Source organism: uncultured Dokdonia sp., assembly GCF_937910895.1.
Taxonomy (GTDB): Bacteria; Bacteroidota; Bacteroidia; order Flavobacteriales; family Flavobacteriaceae; genus Dokdonia.
Genome location: NZ_CALEMI010000018.1, coordinates 15,652 through 35,319, shown reverse-complemented (window position 1 = coordinate 35,319; position 19,668 = coordinate 15,652). Strand labels below are relative to the sequence as shown.

General features: G+C 36.9%; 18 protein-coding genes and 1 riboswitch. Of the genes, 12 read left to right on the top strand and 6 right to left on the bottom strand.

Translation table 11 applies throughout. The features are described from left to right. The 5 genes from epsC (at position 1) to metF (ending at position 7,302) form a co-directional block, all read left to right on the top strand. A complete protein-coding gene (epsC, locus tag Q0505_RS01745) occupies positions 1 to 753 on the top strand; it encodes a serine O-acetyltransferase EpsC (RefSeq protein WP_299208115.1) in 753 nt (250 codons plus the stop codon). Beyond that, entirely contained in the window at positions 743 to 1,633 is an 891-nt protein-coding gene (cysM, locus tag Q0505_RS01740) for a cysteine synthase CysM (RefSeq protein WP_299208113.1), read from the top strand. The genes epsC and cysM overlap by 11 nt, the downstream gene beginning before the upstream one ends. A 128-nt stretch (positions 1,634 to 1,761) precedes the next feature. Further along, positions 1,762 to 1,864: riboswitch (SAM riboswitch) on the top strand. Positions 1,865 to 1,986: 122 nt separating this feature from the next. Next, entirely contained in the window at positions 1,987 to 2,982 is a 996-nt protein-coding gene (locus tag Q0505_RS01735; protein WP_299208111.1) for a homocysteine S-methyltransferase family protein, read from the top strand. After that, on the top strand, positions 2,979 to 6,128 hold the full coding sequence (locus Q0505_RS01730; protein ID WP_299208109.1) for a vitamin B12 dependent-methionine synthase activation domain-containing protein: 3,150 nt from the start codon (positions 2,979 to 2,981) through the stop codon (positions 6,126 to 6,128). The genes Q0505_RS01735 and Q0505_RS01730 overlap by 4 nt, the downstream gene beginning before the upstream one ends. A gap of 211 nt (positions 6,129 to 6,339) precedes the next feature. Then, complete coding sequence (gene metF / locus Q0505_RS01725) at positions 6,340 to 7,302, top strand: methylenetetrahydrofolate reductase [NAD(P)H] (RefSeq protein ID WP_299208107.1); 963 nt, start codon at positions 6,340 to 6,342, stop codon at positions 7,300 to 7,302. A 48-nt stretch (positions 7,303 to 7,350) separates the two neighbouring features. On the opposite strand, the gene Q0505_RS01720 is transcribed toward metF, so the two are convergent. Continuing rightward, complete coding sequence (locus tag Q0505_RS01720; RefSeq protein ID WP_299208105.1) at positions 7,351 to 8,022, bottom strand: carboxypeptidase-like regulatory domain-containing protein; 672 nt, start codon at positions 8,020 to 8,022, stop codon at positions 7,351 to 7,353. A gap of 170 nt (positions 8,023 to 8,192) precedes the next feature. Here Q0505_RS01720 and Q0505_RS01715 point away from each other — a divergent pair, with 170 nt between their 5' ends. Continuing rightward, positions 8,193 to 9,809: a class I SAM-dependent methyltransferase gene (locus Q0505_RS01715; RefSeq protein ID WP_299208103.1), complete on the top strand. Its 1,617-nt coding sequence runs from the start codon at positions 8,193 to 8,195 to the stop codon at positions 9,807 to 9,809. Between the two features lie 119 nt (positions 9,810 to 9,928). On the opposite strand, the gene Q0505_RS01710 is transcribed toward Q0505_RS01715, so the two are convergent. Then, positions 9,929 to 11,023: a hypothetical protein gene (locus tag Q0505_RS01710; protein ID WP_299208101.1), complete on the bottom strand. Its 1,095-nt coding sequence runs from the start codon at positions 11,021 to 11,023 to the stop codon at positions 9,929 to 9,931. 43 nt (positions 11,024 to 11,066) lie between these two features. Next, positions 11,067 to 11,423 (bottom strand): hypothetical protein, encoded by a 357-nt coding sequence (locus Q0505_RS01705; protein ID WP_299208099.1) that lies wholly within the window; start codon positions 11,421 to 11,423, stop codon positions 11,067 to 11,069. 257 nt (positions 11,424 to 11,680) lie between these two features. Between Q0505_RS01705 and Q0505_RS01700 the strand changes: the two genes are divergently transcribed. The 4 genes from Q0505_RS01700 to Q0505_RS01685 are packed head-to-tail and all read left to right on the top strand — an operon-like array spanning position 11,681 to position 14,467. Beyond that, positions 11,681 to 12,373 carry a hypothetical protein gene (locus Q0505_RS01700; RefSeq protein ID WP_299208097.1) on the top strand — a complete coding sequence of 231 codons (693 nt, stop codon included), beginning with the start codon at positions 11,681 to 11,683 and terminating at the stop codon, positions 12,371 to 12,373. A gap of 30 nt (positions 12,374 to 12,403) precedes the next feature. Beyond that, on the top strand, positions 12,404 to 13,066 hold the full coding sequence (locus Q0505_RS01695; protein ID WP_299208096.1) for a hypothetical protein: 663 nt from the start codon (positions 12,404 to 12,406) through the stop codon (positions 13,064 to 13,066). Then, on the top strand, positions 13,033 to 13,797 hold the full coding sequence (locus Q0505_RS01690) for a histidine kinase (protein WP_299208095.1): 765 nt from the start codon (positions 13,033 to 13,035) through the stop codon (positions 13,795 to 13,797). The genes Q0505_RS01695 and Q0505_RS01690 overlap by 34 nt, the downstream gene beginning before the upstream one ends. Position 13,798: 1 nt before the next feature. Beyond that, complete coding sequence (locus Q0505_RS01685; RefSeq protein WP_299208094.1) at positions 13,799 to 14,467, top strand: response regulator transcription factor; 669 nt, start codon at positions 13,799 to 13,801, stop codon at positions 14,465 to 14,467. Between the two features lie 132 nt (positions 14,468 to 14,599). Here Q0505_RS01685 and pruA read toward each other — a convergent pair whose 3' ends face one another. Further along, positions 14,600 to 16,228, bottom strand: coding sequence for an L-glutamate gamma-semialdehyde dehydrogenase (gene pruA / locus Q0505_RS01680; RefSeq protein WP_299208092.1), 1,629 nt, complete (start codon positions 16,226 to 16,228; stop codon positions 14,600 to 14,602). Positions 16,229 to 16,415: 187 nt separating this feature from the next. Between pruA and Q0505_RS01675 the strand changes: the two genes are divergently transcribed. Both Q0505_RS01675 and Q0505_RS01670 read left to right on the top strand, forming a co-directional pair. Beyond that, positions 16,416 to 17,132, top strand: a complete 717-nt coding sequence (locus Q0505_RS01675) for an NRDE family protein (protein ID WP_299208090.1) — start codon at positions 16,416 to 16,418, stop codon at positions 17,130 to 17,132. Then, positions 17,129 to 18,139 (top strand): DUF6695 family protein, encoded by a 1,011-nt coding sequence (locus Q0505_RS01670; protein ID WP_299208088.1) that lies wholly within the window; start codon positions 17,129 to 17,131, stop codon positions 18,137 to 18,139. Before Q0505_RS01675 ends, Q0505_RS01670 begins: the two co-directional genes overlap by 4 nt. Here the strand turns inward: Q0505_RS01670 and apaG are convergent. Beyond that, positions 18,108 to 18,494 (bottom strand): Co2+/Mg2+ efflux protein ApaG, encoded by a 387-nt coding sequence (gene apaG / locus Q0505_RS01665; protein ID WP_299208086.1) that lies wholly within the window; start codon positions 18,492 to 18,494, stop codon positions 18,108 to 18,110. The two genes, Q0505_RS01670 and apaG, sit on opposite strands and share 32 nt — an antisense overlap. Before the next feature lie 5 nt (positions 18,495 to 18,499). Then, positions 18,500 to 19,651, bottom strand: coding sequence for a DUF3667 domain-containing protein (locus Q0505_RS01660; RefSeq protein ID WP_299208084.1), 1,152 nt, complete (start codon positions 19,649 to 19,651; stop codon positions 18,500 to 18,502). Positions 19,652 to 19,668 lie beyond the last annotated feature (17 nt).

The window sequence follows — 19,668 nt, the reverse complement described above, 5'->3', positions numbered from 1 at the left end:
ATGGACTCGATACACAACTGGCCACTACGACTTAAATGCGAAGTAGAAAAATTCACAAAAGAATTGTTCTATAGTCTCTACGAAATCACAAATGTAGGTAGTAAACAATCGCAAAAGATCAAAAAACAATTTATCGAGATTCTAGAGACCTTAGATCACACCAATGCACAACAGATTTGGGATGGATTTATAAAACAATTTCCTGAAATTCAAGAAAAACTAGCCCTAGATGCACAAGCTGCTTTTGAGAAAGATCCAGCGGCAACAAGTATTAAAGAAGTATATCTAGCATATCCTGGATTTTATGCGATTGCTATATACAGGATGAGTCATGTGTTACTAAACATGAATGTAGCAATTTTACCTCGAATGATGAGTGAGTATGCACACGGCGTAACAGGAACAGACATTCATCCAGGAGCACAAATAGGAGCGTCTTTTTTTATAGACCATGCAACAGGTATTGTCATTGGTCAAACATCAGTAATTAAAAATAATGTGTCCATATACCAGGGAGTTACTCTTGGTGGTGTTCAGGTGAGTAAAGAGCTTGCTAATATAAAAAGGCATCCTACTATTGAAGATCATGTTACCATTTATGCCAACGCCACGATCTTAGGTGGCGATATTACGATAGGCGAAAATAGTATTATAGGCGCCAATGTTTGGATCACAGAATCTATCCCACCTAATACGATTGTAAGTCATCAAAGTGCCATTAAAACCAAATTAAGAAACAACTATGCAAGTTAATCCCATTACAGGACAGATCGGAAACACACCCTTAGTGGCACCACAGCGGTTATTACAAAAAGAAGGGGTTCAACTTCTCCTAAAACTAGAAGGCAATAATCCTGGAGGAAGTGTAAAAGATAGAGCCGCTTTTAATATGATTTCAAAAGCATTAGAAAGAGGCGATATCAAAAAGGGAGATCATTTGGTAGAAGCCACAAGCGGAAATACAGGAATCGCGCTGGCAATGGTAGCAACAGTATTAGGTTTGAAAATTACGTTAGTAATGCCAGAGACAGCTACGGGAGAACGTGTACAAACCATGGCAGCCTATGGAGCAGAGATTGTTCTGACAGGTGGAGATAGAGGTATTGAAGGCTCACGTGATATCGCCAATCAATATAGAGACGAAAAAGGCTATTTTATGCTGGATCAATTCGGAAATGATGATAATTGGAAAGCACATTATGCCACAACAGGTCCTGAAATTTGGAATGACACAGATGGTAAAGTAACACATTTTGTATCAGCCATGGGAACCACAGGAACCATTATGGGAACTTCTACCTATCTCAAAGAGAAAAATTCGGCAATTACCATCGTTGGAGGACAACCCACAGATGGGTCTAAAATTCCAGGGATTCGAAAATGGTCACCAGAATATGTGCCAAGTATTTTTAATCGGAGTAAAGTAGATCAAGTAATTGAAGTAAGTCAGCAAGAAGCCACAGCCATGACACAACGATTAGCAAGAGAAGAAGGTATTTTTGCAGGAATGAGTAGTGGTGGTTCTGTAACCGTGGCTTTAAAAGTAGCCGCACAAATTGACAGCGGACTTATCGTAGCCATTATCTGCGATCGAGGAGATCGATATCTCTCATCAGGAATCTATGAATTGTGATAATTGAAGAAAAAATTTCTATAAAATCACACTTATTCGATTTCAATAGATTTTTTTTCTAATAAAGGTTGGATAATTCATTTTTATATCGCAATATTTGCACTCACAAAAGTTCAGTACATATTGAAAAGTTATCAAGAAAGGTGGAGGGATTAGACCCTGTGAAACCTTAGCAACCCTTTCCCTTGAAAGAAGGTGCTACATTCTATCCGTTTTAGGTATAGATAACACAACTATAGGTCGATTACCTATACATCATCTTGATATATATTTTTAGCTGTAAGCTCCAAAGGGGTTGCATCTCTATTTCTTTTCAATATCTGTTGCGCTTAATGATTGACTAGAAACTAAAAATGAATACACTACATAAAGCTCTTAAAGAACGCATTCTTATCTTGGATGGCGCTATGGGAACGATGTTACAAGCCTATAAATTCTCAGAAGAGGATTTTAGAGGAGAGCGTTTTAAAGACTTCCATCTTTCTGTAAAAGGAAACAATGATATGCTCTCGCTCACCCAGCCTGAAGCAATTGCCGAGGTACACCGTAAATACTTTGCTGCAGGTGCAGATATTGTGGAGACTAATACGTTTTCAAGTACCACGATTGCCATGGCAGATTATGAGATGGAAGCCTATGTGTATGATTTGAATTACGCTTCCGCGAAAATTGCCAAAGAAGTCGCACAATCCTTTACCGAAAAAGAACCACACAAACCACGTTTTGTCGCAGGAAGTATTGGTCCTACCAATAAAACAGCCAGTATGTCGCCAGATGTCAATGACCCAGGATATCGTGCTATCTCGTTTGACGAACTCCGTATCGCATACAAACAACAAGTGGAGGCTTTACTAGACGGAGGGGTAGATGTCCTCCTAGTTGAAACCGTATTTGACACCCTCAACGCAAAAGCCTGTCTCTTCGCCATCGAAGAAGTAAAAGAAGAGCGTAATAGTGATGTTCCCGTCATGATCAGTGGCACCATTACCGATGCTTCAGGAAGAACCCTTTCTGGACAAACCGCCGAAGCCTTTTTAATTTCTATTTCTCATATTCCGTTGTTGTCTGTAGGGTTTAATTGTGCCCTAGGAGCCAAACAATTACAACCCCATTTAGAAGCCATCGCTTCCAGAACAGAAGTTGGAATTTCAGCCCATCCTAACGCAGGATTACCCAATGCCTTTGGAGAATATGATGAAACCCCAGAAGAAATGGCATCTCAAATTAAAAAGTACGTAGATAAAAATCTAGTAAATATTGTAGGCGGTTGCTGCGGCACCACCCCAGCACATATCAAAGCGATTGCTAGTATTGTAGAAGGAGTCACCCCAAGACCGATAGCATTATGAGCAAAGAAACTCCAAGATATTTAAAGCTTTCTGGTTTAGAACCTTTAATAATTACGCCAGAAAGTAACTTCATTAACGTAGGTGAGCGTACCAATGTAGCGGGATCAAAAAAGTTCTTACGACTCATTAAAGAAGAAAAATTTGATGAAGCACTATCCGTTGCACGTGATCAAGTCGAAAATGGCGCTCAGATCATCGATATCAATATGGATGACGGATTGATTGATGGCAAAGAAGCGATGGTCAAGTTCTTAAACCTTGTCATTGCCGAGCCAGATATTTCGCGTGTTCCTATTATGATCGACAGCTCCAAATGGGAAATCATAGAAGCGGGTCTTCAAGTAGTGCAAGGAAAATGTGTCGTAAATTCCATAAGTCTTAAAGAAGGAGAAACACAATTTAAACAGCAAGCAAAGCTTATCAAAAGATATGGCGCTGCGGTGATTGTTATGGCATTTGATGAAGTAGGACAGGCAGACAACTACGACCGACGTATAGAAATTGCAAAACGCAGTTATGATATACTTGTAGATGAGGTCAACTTCCCGCCAGAAGATATCATTTTTGACCTCAATATATTTCCTGTCGCAACAGGAATGGATGAACATAAATTAAATGCGATTGATTTTATAGAAGGCACCCGATGGGTGCGTACTAACTTACCACATTGTAGTGTGAGTGGAGGAGTGAGTAACGTTTCTTTTAGCTTTCGCGGAAATAATGCTGTGCGTGAAGCCATGCACTCTGTCTTTTTATATCATGCCATTAAAGCAGGAATGAACATAGGAATTGTCAACCCTGCGATGCTTGAGATATATGATGATATTCCAAAAGATTTATTAGAACGTGTGGAAGATGTTATTCTCAACCGAAGAGAAGACGCCACCGAACGTTTATTAGATTTTGCTGAAACCGTAGGTCAAAAAGTAGTCACCGAAAAAGAAGCCGAAGCTTGGCGAGAAGAAGACGTTCAAAGCCGAATCACAAGAGCACTAGTCAAAGGAATTGATAAATATATAGTAGAAGATGTAGAAGAAGCACGTGTATCCGTATCGGCGCCTATTCAAGTAATCGAAGGACATTTAATGACAGGTATGAATGTGGTAGGCGACCTTTTTGGAAGCGGAAAGATGTTCTTGCCACAAGTCGTAAAAAGTGCCAGAGTCATGAAAAAAGCAGTGGCGTACCTTTTACCATACATCGAAGAAGCAAAAAGAGCCCCCCGATCCCCAAAGGGGGAGTTGCAAGCGTGGCAAACGGCACATCCAGTTTTGTATGGGCTACTTAAAAGCCACGCAAAAAAAATGCGTAATGAACCTACAGAGGCAGAAGCTATACTTTGGAATGCTTTAGCTGGTAAAAATTTAGAAGAATTTAAATTCAGAAGGCAACATATTATAGGTCAGTTTATTGCTGATTTTGTATGTCTTAAAAAGAATTTGATTGTTGAAGTAGATGGATCAATCCATCAATTACCCGAAAATAAAACGAGTGATCAAGAACGAACGGATTGGTTAGAAGCTAAGGGTTTTAAAGTTATTCGTTTTACAAATCATCAAGTGCTACATCAGATTGACACCGTTCTGGAAGAGATTTTGGAAGCGCTTGAGTCTGAAACTCCCCCTTCGGGGGTTGGGGGGCACGGTAAAGTATTAATGGCAACCGTAAAAGGCGACGTTCATGACATTGGAAAAAACATCGTTTCGGTGGTCTTAGCCTGTAATAATTATGAAATTATAGATCTAGGTGTAATGGTGCCACCAGAAAAAATCATTGCCGCCGCTATTGAACATCAAGTAGATATTATAGGATTAAGCGGATTGATCACTCCGTCGCTAGATGAGATGGTGTATCTCGCCAAAGAACTCCAACGTCAAGATATTAAAATTCCCATCTTGATTGGTGGCGCCACCACCAGCAAAGCACATACCGCTGTAAAAATTGATCCAGAATATAAAAATGCGGTCGTACACGTACATGATGCTTCACGTGCGGTAACTGTGGTAGGAGATTTATTGAAAAAGGATTCCAAAGGCACCTTTAAAAATGATTTAAAAGAAGAATATACACGCTTTCGCGAAAGCTTTAACAACAGACAACGCGTTAAGAAATATGTTTCGATAGAAAGGGCGCGGAGCAATAAATTTTCAATCACGTGGAAGGCAGAAGATATTGTTAAGCCAAAACAATTGGGAATACAAACCATTTCAGCACTCGATCTCCGTGTACTCGAAGATTATATAGATTGGAGTCCATTTTTCAGAAGTTGGGATCTACACGGACGATATCCAGACATTTTAACCGACGAAGTTGTAGGCAACCAAGCCACCGAATTATTTGCCGATGCTCAAGAAATGCTTCAACAAATTTTTGATGACAAATGGCTCACCGCCAAAGCAACATTCGGACTCTTTGAAGCAAACACCGTCAATGATGATGATATTCTTGTCCGTTCGAGCGCAGTCGAGAACTCACATCAAAAAAGGAGTACAAATTGTCACCCTGAGCTTGTCGAAGGACAAGCTAAGAGGACAGAGGGAGTATTCAGAACCCTACGCCAACAATCTCAAAAAGCAGATGGAAAACCAAACATCGCCCTAGCCGATTTTATTGCTCCAAAAGAAAGCGGATTACAAGATTATATAGGTGTTTTTTGTGTAACCACAGGTTTTGGAACCGCAGAAAAAGCAAAAGAATTTGAAGAAGCATTAGATGATTATAACGCCATTATGATCAAAGCACTCGCAGACCGTCTCGCCGAAGCCTTTGCAGAATACCTCCATAAAGAAGTCCGCACAAAACATTGGGGATATGCTACCGATGAAACGCTCGCAAACGACGAACTTATCAAAGAGAAATACCAAGGTATTCGACCAGCACCGGGATACCCAGCCTGTCCAGATCATTTAGAAAAAGAAACGATTTGGGAATTATTACATGTAGAAAAAAGTATAGGTGTGACGCTTACCGATAGCTTGGCGATGTGGCCAGCAGCAAGTGTTAGCGGGTATTATTTTGCGCATCCAGAAGCACGTTATTTTGGGTTAGGAAAAATAAAAGAAGACCAAGTGAGAGATTTTGCTAAGCGGAAAGGGATTGCTTTCGCGAAAGCGGAAAAATGGTTAGCCCCCAACATTGCAGATTGATAAATAACAGAAAACTTCCCTCCTAATAAGGAGGGATTGAGGGAGGTGTTTTTATAGAGAAAGCTTCCAATAAAAAAATAACCTACTAAGAATGTCACACTGAGCTTGTCGAAGTGTGTGGGTGAATATAATAATAAAAAATACCTGGCTTTTGCGAGTGCAATAAGCAATAAGATTTCCGCCTTCGCGGAAATGAAAATGAAATTATTTTATGAAAGTAAGAGACCATATAGCAAAAGCCATCGAGGCAAACAAAACTGAATTTTCTTTTGAAATTCTACCCCCACTCAAGGGACAGAATATCAACACCATTTTTGATAATATAGATCCGCTCATGGAATTTAAACCTCCATTTATCGATGTGACCTATCATCGGGAAGAATATATTTATAAAGAACGTGAAGATGGACTTTTAGAAAAGAAAGTAGTTCGTAAACGTCCTGGAACTGTAGGGATTTGTGCTGCTATACAAAACAAGTATAGTGTTGATGCCGTACCTCACGTACTCTGTGGTGGGTTTTCAAAAGAAGACACAGAGAATTTCTTAATTGACATGGACTTTTTAGGGATTGAGAATGTGGTTGCCTTACGGGGTGATGCGGTAAAAAGTGAGACCTATTATAAGCCCAATAAAAACGGAAACATCTATGCCCAGGATTTAGTGGAGCAAATCGTTGCTTTGAATCATGGGACATACTTAGATGAAGATTTACAAAACAGCGCCAAAACAGATTTTTGTATAGGTGTCGCAGGATATCCAGAGAAGCATCTAGAAGCTCCAAGTATGGAAAGTGATATTCATTTTTTAAAGAAAAAACTGGAGGCAGGTGCTTGCTATGTCGTCACACAAATGTTTTTTGACAATCAGAAATACTTTGACTTTGTTGAAAAATGTCGAGCCGCAGGTATTACAAAACCTATTATCCCAGGATTAAAACCGCTCGCGACAAGAAAACAACTGAACATGATCCCGCAACGTTTTAGCGTAGATGTGCCAGATGCGCTTGTTATGGAAGTGGTCAATGCAAAAGATGCGGCAGCGATCCGTCAAGTAGGGATCGAATGGTGTATCCAGCAAAGTAAAGAATTAAAAGCGGCTGGCGTTCCTGTATTGCATTATTATTCGATGGGAAAGAGTGATAATATTCGTCAGATTGCAGCCGCGGTGTTTTAAGAGTGTAACAGATTATAGTACGCTTTCGCGAAAGCGTATACCTCAACATTACCTTTTAATTGCTTTTTGAGTAGGTAATGGTTTTCCGTCTGCCACACTATTTATTAAATAAATACCTGTACGCAATGACGATACATCTAATGTAATCCTGTTGTTGGTGTTTTGATATACTCTTGACGCTACTTGTTGCCCTAACAAATTAGTTACATATACATTGACTTCTCTATAGCTGCTTGCCATCTTGAGGTTGAATATACCATCAGACGATGGATTTGGAAACAAAGATAGATTTGTATTTTTTGATGCTTCATCATTGGGTGTTGCTTCAATTTTAATGCCTGTAGAGGTGCAAGTGCAGTAGTTACAATAATTTCTAAAACAACCGAAAGGTCTTCTCTCCATTTTAATTTCTTGAAACACAATAATAACCTCATCTAACGACTCTCCTTCTAATTTGATAGCAATTTCTTTTTGATTGTTTATGACAATGTCTTGGGTTTGATATCCCGTGTACGAGATAGCAAGTGTGTCCCCTTTTTTTGCGTCTATGGTGAAATTTCCACCCTCGTCAGCTACGGTTCCTACAATGCTATTTTTAATGTAAATATTCGCCCAAGGCAAAGGGTCGATGCGATCTGAAACGGAGCCATGAATAGAGGTTTGTGCATTAGTAAGACCAAAGAAATGGAATGCGATAAAGAGAATTGTAATCTGTTTCATAAGATAATTATTTAATTAGTTAGGTCAAACATACTTGAAGTTCATGTGCTATAAAATGATCAATGAGGGAACGGTACTTTTGAGTGAGCAAACTTCCTTTTAAAAAAGATGAAACATTCTTATAAGGGATATAAAGCTGGTATGTAGCATTTTTCATTATATTTAGTGACATGACTACAAAAAACAATTATACCCTATACCGTTCAGATTTATTTAGACACTTGGATGGGATTGTTACAGCTCCTGTTGCGTATGAGTTATATACTAAAGGAATAACAACTCAATTACTTCAAGAAAAAACGTGTAGGTTGTCTGAGTTGACAAGCGCGTATCATGCCAATGAAGGCTATCTCAATGTGGCTTTAAGAATACTATGTTCTCAGGGATGGCTTACCCAATCTATAGATGGGGATGGAAGTGATGTAACATATAATATAACCTCCTCTAGTGAGATTGCTTTTCGTCTCTTTCCTTTGTATGAAGATGTAGTCAATCTTCAAAAATTTTCAGCAAAATTTCATGATCGGAAGTTTGAAAAAGAACCTTTTCAAATGTTGAAAAATATTTTCAACGCCTTTCAAAATAATTATGGACTTACCATTGCAGATGATGAACACATAGCAACAATTCAGCATCAGGTTTTAAAACATATTGAAGGGATTATTTTAGGACCTACCTTAGTACATCTAGCGATGGGAGGGATGTTTCATAAATACTTTATGCAGGCTAGTTTTAAGCCTGAAGAATTCCATAAAGATGGAAGTAATTTTAAAGATTTATTAGATATCTTATGTTATTTTGAGTTGTTTACGTCTCATCACGGAACGTATCAATTTACAGAAAAAGGACTTTTTTATGCCAAACGTGCCAGTGCGTATGGTGTGACCGTATCCTATATTCCAACCTTACGTACCTTGGATGAACTACTTTTTGGAAATCCTAAAGCTGCCAAAGAAGCTGGAGATGGACATAAAGAAGGGCATGTCGATCGGGCGATGAATGTATGGGGAAGTGGAGGTGCACACGCAAGTTATTTTAAAGTAGTAGATGAAATTATTATTCATTTATTTAATAAACCTATAGAAGAGCAACCGAAGGGAATCCTCGATATGGGATGTGGCAACGGTGCGTTTTTGATTCATCTCTTTAATGTCATTGAAAAACAAACCTTGCGCGGACGCATGTTAGACGAACATCCGCTTATTTTGGTAGGTGCCGATTATAATGAAGCTGCATTAAATATTACCAAAGGCAATCTAGTACAAGCCGAAATCTGGGCCAAAGTGGTTTGGGGAGATATTGGCGATCCAGATCGATTAGCAAAAGACCTTCAAGATGAGTATGGGGTTTCTTTAAGCGAACTCTTAAATGTGCGTTCTTTCCTAGATCATAATCGTATTTGGAAAACGCCTACGTCAAGAACTTCATTACGGGTCAGTGATTCTACAGGTGCGTATGCGTATGAAGGGGAGCGGATCCCAAATCATCTGGTGGAAGATTCGTTGTTAGAACATTTTGAACGATGGGCACCTTATGTAGCTACGTTTGGATTACTAGTCATCGAGTTGCACACCGTTCCGCCAGAAATTGCATCACAGCATATTGGCAAAACAGCCGTCACAGCGTATGATGCGACCCATGGTTTTTCAGATCAATATATTTTGGAAGTACCTGTTTTTCATAAAATTTTAGGAGAAGCAGGATTATTTCCAGATCAGCGTTTGGGGCAGAAATTTCCAAATTCAGAGTTGGCTTCGGTGACGGTGAATTTGTTTAGGAAGGAGTAATTTATGATGTACGGATCATCAAAAAATAGATATATTATTTTAAAATAAGTGGCAATCAGATGAATTTAAAAATTCATCTGATTGCCACTTAAACAATTTATTATATACTATTTGAAAAATTAGTTTTGCACATTTTGAGCTACTAATTTCACATTAATAGTATACTTCACAGTGTCAAAAGTTGTAGAATAGTCTTTAGTACTATTAAACGTTTTAGTTCCTCCTAGAGTTAAATCAGAAATATTTATTGTGAAATTTCCAATAGGATCATCACCACTAGTATCATCTTCATCATACGCATTAACCTGGACAGTCTCATTAAACCATACAGAGCGACCACAATTCCAAGTATCACCACTTTCCATAGATAAATAATCGTAAGTAGGGTAATGATATAGTGTGTCTCCATCTGCTTGAAATGTAAAATACACTTCATTAGCACTTCCAGCACCATCACTTTGCGTACTGTCACATTTCATACTTGTGATAATAAGGAAATTATTTTTTCGAGGTTGATAAACGGGTTTTAAATATCCATCTCCTTCTTGATTACCTAAAATAAATGTGTAGCTTTCTTCTTCATCTGCACCATCTTCTTCTCCGCCACCTATGGTAAGTGTAGCTCCTAGTATTCCTCCTGACGCAGTATAAGAACCAGCCACTTCTACTTCAGCGCCTAACCCTAAATCTATTTCGGTACTCCAAGAGTAACCTCCAATATCAGCTGGAGCGTTTTTCCAAAGTCCAAATTGAACACCAACTAATCCGCCTTCATCTATACCTTCTGTTAATCCTAATGTCAAGAACTCTGATGATGCTAGATTTTTGGAATCTCCTATGCCGATTGCTACTCCAAGAACAGCTTCAAATCCTAAAATAAGTTCTAACTCCATAGTAACGCCAAAAGAGAAACTACTTGCAGGAAGGTCTAATGTATTTAACATTTGTAAAAGTTTTGCAAATGCTGGATTGTCTAAGATGTCTCCTACAGAAGATCTAGCCGCAGGAACATCCATAGCGGCAATTGTTTTTAGTTCTGCTTTTCCAGCAGCAGATTTGCTATACGTTTCCCAAGCATATTTCGCTTCTGTAAAAACTTTTTTTTCAGCGTCAGTTGGTGTATAGGGTTGTTTTGATTTTGCAACAGCTGGCGAAGACATGGATTGATATATTCCAGCATAATTTGCAATTTGTGTATTTATTGTAGTATTCATGATGTTTAATTATTTATTACTAGTTAAAATAAATTAGTTGCAATTAGTCTATATATGTATAATAGATAGTATAATTTGCTCCATTGCGATTAGTTAATTGTATCGAACCTGTACCGCTTCCAGGCTGAAAATCATTGCTCTGTAGGTAGGTGGCTAGGTTGGGGTCGTAGCTTACATCACGATCCCACAAGGTAACTAGTACCTCATACTCAAAGTTGAGTATAATTTTATCGAAGGTCCACGTATCTCCTTTTGCCATACTGTTTGCAGTGTTTATACCTGATGGAATATGGATAGGAAGTCCTGCATCTGCTTGACACACGAGATATACTTCGTCATGTCCAGTCTCTGAGGTGCCGCCACAATAAATTGAATTGATTTGAATAGAATGCTTACTCATTAGTAGTGATTTTATATTAGTACTTATTTTTTCTGAGTTGTTTATGTACTTAGGATCCATACACTAGCAAGTACATCAATAACTCCATTACAAATTTTATAAAACCTTAAGCTTTTGAAAAGAGTAAAAGTTGCTGAATTTTCGTACGGGAAAATACGGGGGTAAATTCAAGGGAATTACCTTATTGTTATCAATGAAATAATTATCTAATATTGTATGTTTTAAATGAATATATAATTACATATAATACGTGCACTATGAATATGAATCAATGGAATATAATCACTTCGGAAAAAGCAACTTTATTAACAGCAAAGTGGCAAGAGCAAAATACCTTAAAGGCTTTTTTGTTTCACCGCAATGAGATAGCCTGCATTCGTGCAGAAAAGGATGCAGAAAAAATACATTTTTATTTTGGTTTGAATAAAGGTGTTGTTGAGATGATTGCTGTCGGTGTAGCAGGTGATGGTGAAGATATTATTGGGAATGATACCAATAGTAAAATATATAATTTTGCAATGCCGTGCCCATCTACTTGTGATATGCGTAGTCCGTTATATCATGGTGCAGTCATAGAAAATAATCCAGTAACATTTAGAGTGCCTCCTGAAAATTTAAGTTGTATTGAAAGACTACAAGAAATTTCCTTGAACACAGCAATTACTTGGACGCTTGCTTGGCAAAAACAACATCCACTAAAATCATTTTTATATGATTTGAATCAATTAGCAATAGCAATGGATCGTACAGAATCTGCTAGTATTAGAGTTTATTTTGGTTTGGACGAATCAAATAACAAACTTCCTTTTTCGATTATGGTGGGTGTAAATAGTAAAGGGGAAGATGATGTTACTAAGATTCTTCAAATAAATAAAACAACACTTTGTAGTAAAGAGAATGAATTCTCTTCTAGTTGTAATGAAAAAAGCCCTTTATACCACGGTGTTTAGTTGTAAACTAGTATCTTGAACCTATAGACAATGTTAAAAGATTATTTCGATATTATTTTCAAAACAGCTCAAATGTCTATTTTGGTGCCTTTGCTAGTCGGTATTTTTTTTCGTTTTAAGTCTTTTAATACTATAAAATATATCCTTTTTATTCTCTTAACTATTTCTGTAATCGTAGCATTGTTTTCTAGGTATTTATGGGGTTTGAAAGAAAATAACTTATATCTTTTACATTTTTATACAGTGCTTGAATTTTGTGGATGGATTGTAATATATTATCTGCTTTTTGAAAGTGTGATTATGAAAAAAATACTATTTGTTTTAGGAATAAGTTTTATTGTTTTTTCAGTAGTTAATAGTGTTTTTTTACAACCCTTATCCACTTTTAATTCTAATAGTCGTTCATTAGAGAGCATTATCCTTGTAGGACTTTCAATCACTTATTTTTTTAAAATTTTTAAAGAAAAAAAAGTTGTTTACTTAGAAAGGAATGATCTTTTTTGGTTAAACTCAGCAGCCCTTATTTATTTTTCAGGTTCTTTTTTATTATTTGGATTTAGCAATCTTTTGTTACAGTCTAATAGTTATGAGATTAAAGAAGTTTGGGTTATTCACGCACTTTTTCTCTGTATGCATTACCTATTAATAACTATTGGTTTATGGATCAAACCGGAACAGATAATCTCTCATTAGTACTTGGTATTGGCATGATAGGTATGTTTATTCTTGCCCTCTCCATTATCGTATTTGTGCTTGTTTATAAAAGAAAAATTATAGAAGCACAATTAATTCATCAACAGCGATTGGTAGAAACCGGTGTAGCTATTCAAGAAGAAGAGCGTAAACGTTTTGCAGCAGATTTACACGATGAAATCGGAGGAGGTATCTCTACCATATTATTATCAATGTCTAGCCTAGAACAAGAGTATGAAAACAACCAAACAGAGTCTATAAAAATTAAGAATATTCAAAAACAATTAGATAACTTATTAAATAGTGTACGCGAAATTTCCTATAATATCACACCCTACACCCTAGAAACCTACGGACTCGTTGCTACTTTGAGTGATATATGCTATCAAGTTCAAGAAAGCGGACAATTACAAATAGATTTTGTTTGTAATGGAAACGAAGATCGGCTTCCATTTTCAACAGAATTAGCTATCTATAGGATTGTAAAAGAACTTATTACGAATACTATTAAACATGCCGAAGCAAATCTTATTACATTGTCAGTCAGCTATAAACAATATTCTCTTAACGTAGATTATACGGATGATGGAAAAGGATATAGTGAAGATACGATAGCAAGAGGCAGCGGCATTAAAAATATGATCAATAGAGCAAAGATAGTAGGAGCCAGTCTCGATATTAGAGGTGAGATAGAAAAAGGAACAAAAGCTACTTTAATTTTAAAGAGATAACATGAATTTGGACACAACCATAAAAATAGCCATTGCAGATGATCATGAATTATTCCGTATTGGGATTGTGAAAATTTTACAAGAATACAAAGATTTTGATGTTATTATTGAAGCTCCCCATGGAGAAGCATTGCTACAAGAAATAGAAAAATATCGACAACTTCCAGATGTGATTTTACTAGATATTAGAATGCCTGTGATGGACGGATTTGAGACCATTAAGATGCTTACAAAAAATTTCTCATCCATTAAAATAATTATATTGAGTGTTCACGATAAAGCCCGGCATATTATTAAAATGATAGAACTTGGTGCTAATGGATATTTACTAAAAAATACACGACCAAAAGAAGTCGTAGAAAGCATCAAAATGGTCATGCAGCAAGACTATTATTTTAATGATAAAATAAATACATTATTGCAGAAAGTGATCCGCTATAAAGGGAATAATTCTGAAGATAAAGACATCCCTGTTTCTATCACTTCTCGAGAGCAAGAAGTACTAGAACTTATTTGTAAAGAGCATACAACAAGTGAGATCGCAGACATTCTCTGTCTTAGCGCTAGAACCATAGAGGGACATCGCAAAAATTTAGTTATCAAGCTAGGAGTGCGTAATGTAGCAGGACTTGTGGTTTATGCGCTTAAGCAAGAGTTGGTGATTATTTGAAAATAATTATAGTTAGTATTATATAATAATCTAGTTTCCTACGATTTTTAATTCATTGGATATAGAATAAAAAAAGGCCACCTCTCGGCAGCCTTTAATATTCTAGTATACGCTTTCGCGAAAGCATAAAAACTATTCTCCTAAATACGGATATCTATAATCTACAGGCGTTACAAATGTTTCTTTAATCATACGCGGACTTACCCAACGTAATAAGTTTAAAACAGAACCTGCTTTGTCATTGGTTCCAGAAGCTCTTGCGCCTCCAAAAGGTTGTTGTCCTACAACAGCACCTGTTGGTTTGTCATTGATGTAGAAGTTACCCGCAGCATTTTGAAGTGCTTTAGTCGCTTCTTGAATCGCATAGCGATCCGTAGAAAGGATAGCACCTGTTAAGGCGTACTCACTGGTTTCATCTACGAGCTTTAGGGTAGCGCTCCAATCTGCATCTTCATATACGTATATGGTCATCACAGGGCCAAAAAGCTCTGTACACATCGTTGAATATTTTGGGTCTTTTGCTACAATAACCGTAGGTTCTATAAAATATCCTTTTGATTTATCATGACCACCTCCTACGATAATTTCTGCATCCGCATCTTCTTTTGCTTGATCGATAAAAGAGGCAAGTTTATCAAAAGAACCTTCGTGAATGACCGCTGTAATATAGTTGCCCATATCCTCTGGCGATCCCATTTTAAAAGATTTGACGTCTTTTATTACTTGTTTTTTAACCGTTGGCCATAAACTAGCTGGAATGTAGGCACGGCTTGCGGCACTACATTTTTGTCCTTGAAACTCAAAAGCACCACGTACAATAGCCGTAGCCACTTGATCTGCTTTTGCAGATGGATGTGCAACGATAAAATCTTTTCCTCCTGTTTCTCCAACAATACGAGGATACGTTTTATAGTTGTGAATATTGCTTCCTATTTTTGCCCAAAGGTCTTTAAATACGTGTGTAGATCCTGTAAAGTGTAATCCAGAAAAATCTGGACTTGCGAGTACCGTATCGGTAATCATCACAGGGTCTCCGTGTACAACTTGGATCACGCCATCAGGAACACCCGCTTCACGGAAAATATCTAAGATAATTTTAGCAGAAAGCATTTGACTATCCGATGGCTTCCATACCACGACATTCCCCATCATTGCACAACTTGCAGGCAAGTTAGCCGCAATCGCTGTAAAGTTAAAAGGCGTAATCGCGTAGATAAATCCTTCTAATGGGCGATATTCTAAACGGTTCCAAGCATCTGAAGTAGATTCTGGTTGCTCGTTATAAATGTCAGTCATAAACTGTACATTAAAACGCAAGAAATCTATAAGTTCACAAGCAGCATCTATCTCGGCTTGTTGTACGGTCTTAGACTGTGCAATCATCGTTGCTGCATTAATGCGAGCACGGTAAGGCCCCGCAATAAGCTCAGCTGCTTTTAAGAAAATACCTGCACGTTGCTCCCAAGGAAGCTCTGCCCACGCTGTTCTTGCTTCTAAAGCACCAGCAATCGCTTCTTCTATGTGTGACTTTTCGGCAAGGTGATATTCTCCTACAATGTGTTTGTGATCGTGAGGAGGAGACATGGTTCTTGTATTTCCTGTGCGTACTTCTTTTCCGTTGATGTACATCGGTACTTCTGTATGCGCATTAAAAAGTGTTTTATACGCTGCGACTACGTCTTCTCTTTCAGGAGAGCCAGGAGCATATCCTTTTACAGGTTCGTTGACAGCAATTGGTACTTGAAAAAATCCTTTTCCCATAGGTGTTTTATTTTTAAATTTTAAGAGATGCAAAGGTACGAAATTGTTTACGCTTTCGCGAAAGCGAAGTTTATACAGAACCCGTTGAAGTGCGAAAGCGTACATATCTTCCATCTATGTGATTTGTTGTTCTCACTATTCGTAGAATTTTTTGTAAGTTGCGACTTAATTTTTGGACTATTTGCCCATGTGTACAGTAACCTATATTCCTAAAGGAAATTCTAATTTTATTCTTACTTCCAATCGTGATGAAGCCATTGGTCGTACTACGTTAGTGCCAGATTTTTATACAGTAGATGGGATTAAAATGTTATTCCCAAAAGATGCGGTTGCAGGTGGGTCTTGGATTGGAATTTCTGAAAAAAACAGTATGATCTGTTTGCTTAATGGAGGTTTTGAAAATCACATTCGAGTAGAAAATTATAAAATGAGTCGTGGTGTTGTTGTCAAAGAGCTTTTAAAAGCAGATGATTTAAGTGCTGCAATTAATGCTTTTAATTATAATGGAATCGAACCATTTACGATTATAGCGATAGATTGGAGTTCAGGACTAAAAGCGACAGAGTTGGTATGGGATGGATATAAAGCACATATTACAGTCTTACCAGATACTCCAAAAATATGGTCGTCTTCTACCTTATATGATGCTACTATGAAGCAAAAACGTCGAGATTGGTTTGGCACTTTTTTAAATAAAGACGCGTTTGAAGAAAAAGATTTATACCGCTTTCATACTACTGCAGGTGAAGGAGATAAAAATGTAGATGTTTGTATGGATCGTGGACTTCTTAAAACAGTAAGTATTACTCAGGTAGAAAAAACAGCCGATGACTGTGTGATGACCTATTACGATTTGCAAAAGGATGAGGTACATCGTACCGAATTTGATACAGTGACAGTGTGAGATATAATGGTAAAATAATTGTTTTAGCTTTTCCAGACACTTTTGTAAAAATGTCTGATGAGTTGATGTGTAAAATATTACCTCTTGTAGGTTTAGGGACACGTACTCATATTAAAGCGGGACATGCCGCACTTGTACTTATAGAGAATGCTACAGGCAATGCTCTTTATTATGATTTTGGACGTTATGTAACTCCTGAAGGTTCTGGAAGAGTGAGAGGGGCTAATACAGATGCAGAATTAGAAATTCCTTTTAAAGCTATTATTAAAAATAATATCCTTGAAAATCTAGATGAATTTTTACTTTGGCTAAATGCACATCCTGAAAAAACACATGGATCTGGTAGACTCGTTGCTTCTTTAAATGAGCATGTGTATTTTGAAAAAGCATACGAGTATATAGAAAAATTGCAAGAGCAGGGGAGTATTCCTTATAGAGCTTTTGGAAATCTGGGGAGTAATTGTGCGCGTTTTGTGACAGAAACGATTCTTGCTTGTACAGAAGAAAGGCACATTATCAAAGCGCTTAAACATAATAAAAAATTCACACCAAGTACGGTAGGTAACGTAGAAAAAAGTGCTTCTGATAAAGTATATCAAGTACATAACGGTGCTATTTATGATTATAATTCGACCGCTTTACGAGAAAATTTAACCAATTATTTTGATAAGAAGGTGCCAGAAACCTACCTCCAAGATGGTAAAGATGATATCATACTCCCAGAAGGAGCTCAATTATTAACAGGGATAGGATGTGGTGCTTGGTTTTATTTAGAAAAAACAACTAAAAATCAGGTTCTTATTACAAGATATACAGAAGCAGGTATTCCAGACTGTAAAGGAATTGCTGAGATTCCATTAGGGTTTGATATTACTCAAAAGTATAGGTTTGTATATGATAGCAATTGTTCGTATTGCACGATACAACAAGCTGAAAAAACGTATCGATTTGATTTAATTAGAAAACCGATGGTTTCTAATTTAGCGCAAAGGGAGCACTTAGCTTAAATGTAGGTATTTTTACTCTAAATTTCCGAGTAGTTGTGAAATTTACCATGTGGTAGTATCCTTTCATAGCTCCAAAAGGAGAGGTGAGTAAACAACCAGAACTGTATGTATGCTTTTCTCCTGGCTTTATAACAGGTTTTTTTCCAATAACACCTTCACCATCTACAATTTCAGGAGCGTTCAAAGAATCATAAATCTTCCAGTGACGTGCCATTAATTGCACAGAATCTTTACTTTGATTTTCAATAGTCACACGATATCCAAAGGCAAAGTGCATTTTATAGTTTTTATAAAACGTGCCTTCAAAGGTAGTTTCTACCGAAATTTTAATGCCTCTTGTGACCTGTTGTACCATCTGTTTTAGTAAAAAGCTGCTGTTACTGCAAAAAACACCAATGCTGTTATAGAAGCAAGGAATAAATAAACAGTATTTAAAAATACAAATTTTATTAATGTAATAACACGATTTTGTTTGTAAAAATTGCGTAGCGCCTTATAAAAGTAAAATGGTCCTATAATTCCCATCAATATTCCAGCAAAAATATCTTGTCCAATAAGGGCGTCAGGAATGTATGCCAAGAGTAGACATATAAACACAAAACTGAAAATATGGAAGATAAAAACGAGATGTTCCATATAGCTATATTTCTTATTAGAGTAGATCAGCCAGAAAAACAAGCCTAAGAAGGGTGCTAGAAAGAATAAGAAAAAAGGAGTTTTGGAAGATAGGTATTTAAAAAAGCGAACAGGGTCGTCTTCAATTCTCTTGTAAGTGTCATTTCTTTGATACAGCCAAATATTAGTTTTTGTTTTACCATATTCCATGCTATCCAATGCTTTGTCAGGATCTTTAATCTCTGTTTTCTTATAAAAACTATAAAAAACGACTCCCTTTCGTATCATTTTTTCTATCCAAATTTTTCTTTTCAAAATAGAATCCTCTGGTTCGTAATTACTACCTAAAGGTTTTAAATTATCTATAGAATCTTGTTTTTTTGAAGCTAGGATTGCCTTATTGATGCCTTCTTCAACATTTGAGAAGTCAATTTTTTTATCACTATTTTTTTGAACTTGGTTTTGAATAGAATCTGCAATAGCAAGCCCTTTTTCTACTCCATCAGGGTCAGCATTAATTTGAAAATTATTATTGGTGTCGTCAGAAACAAAATCTGCAAATCCTAATATTATAAAATAAACGATACTAGCACTTAGAAAAAAACGAAATGGATTTGCATAATGAAAGCGTTTACCCTCTACATAGTATCTAGTAATAGTTCCTGGTTTAAATAATAAATCCTTCAAGGTGTGTCTAAAACGAGAGTCGTACGTAAATATACTCAAGGCAAACTCACTAAAAAAGTCTTTAAGAGTGAGTCGTTTTGTGGTGTTGAGTTGTCCACAATAGGAACAAAAACGATCGGTAAGGTCAAGAGGATGACTACAATTAAGACATTCAACCCCACGATATTTTATGGCTTTTCGGCTATTTGATTTTATCAAAGTTTCCTCCATACTATAAATATAGGGGT

Excerpts from the sequence above, each read along its gene's own strand:
- epsC (WP_299208115.1), top strand. The coding sequence starts at position 1 with ATGGACTCGATACACAACTGGCCACTACGACTTAAATGCGAAGTAGAA.
- cysM (WP_299208113.1), top strand. The coding sequence starts at position 743 with ATGCAAGTTAATCCCATTACAGGACAGATCGGAAACACACCCTTAGTG.
- Q0505_RS01735 (WP_299208111.1), top strand. The coding sequence starts at position 1,987 with ATGAATACACTACATAAAGCTCTTAAAGAACGCATTCTTATCTTGGAT.
- Q0505_RS01730 (WP_299208109.1), top strand. The coding sequence starts at position 2,979 with ATGAGCAAAGAAACTCCAAGATATTTAAAGCTTTCTGGTTTAGAACCT.
- metF (WP_299208107.1), top strand. The coding sequence starts at position 6,340 with ATGAAAGTAAGAGACCATATAGCAAAAGCCATCGAGGCAAACAAAACT.
- Q0505_RS01720 (WP_299208105.1), bottom strand. The coding sequence starts at position 8,022 with ATGAAACAGATTACAATTCTCTTTATCGCATTCCATTTCTTTGGTCTT.
- Q0505_RS01715 (WP_299208103.1), top strand. The coding sequence starts at position 8,193 with ATGACTACAAAAAACAATTATACCCTATACCGTTCAGATTTATTTAGA.
- Q0505_RS01710 (WP_299208101.1), bottom strand. The coding sequence starts at position 11,023 with ATGAATACTACAATAAATACACAAATTGCAAATTATGCTGGAATATAT.
- Q0505_RS01705 (WP_299208099.1), bottom strand. The coding sequence starts at position 11,423 with ATGAGTAAGCATTCTATTCAAATCAATTCAATTTATTGTGGCGGCACC.
- Q0505_RS01700 (WP_299208097.1), top strand. The coding sequence starts at position 11,681 with ATGAATATGAATCAATGGAATATAATCACTTCGGAAAAAGCAACTTTA.
- Q0505_RS01695 (WP_299208096.1), top strand. The coding sequence starts at position 12,404 with ATGTTAAAAGATTATTTCGATATTATTTTCAAAACAGCTCAAATGTCT.
- Q0505_RS01690 (WP_299208095.1), top strand. The coding sequence starts at position 13,033 with ATGGATCAAACCGGAACAGATAATCTCTCATTAGTACTTGGTATTGGC.
- Q0505_RS01685 (WP_299208094.1), top strand. The coding sequence starts at position 13,799 with ATGAATTTGGACACAACCATAAAAATAGCCATTGCAGATGATCATGAA.
- pruA (WP_299208092.1), bottom strand. The coding sequence starts at position 16,228 with ATGGGAAAAGGATTTTTTCAAGTACCAATTGCTGTCAACGAACCTGTA.
- Q0505_RS01675 (WP_299208090.1), top strand. The coding sequence starts at position 16,416 with ATGTGTACAGTAACCTATATTCCTAAAGGAAATTCTAATTTTATTCTT.
- apaG (WP_299208086.1), bottom strand. The coding sequence starts at position 18,494 with ATGGTACAACAGGTCACAAGAGGCATTAAAATTTCGGTAGAAACTACC.
- Q0505_RS01660 (WP_299208084.1), bottom strand. The coding sequence starts at position 19,651 with ATGGAGGAAACTTTGATAAAATCAAATAGCCGAAAAGCCATAAAATAT.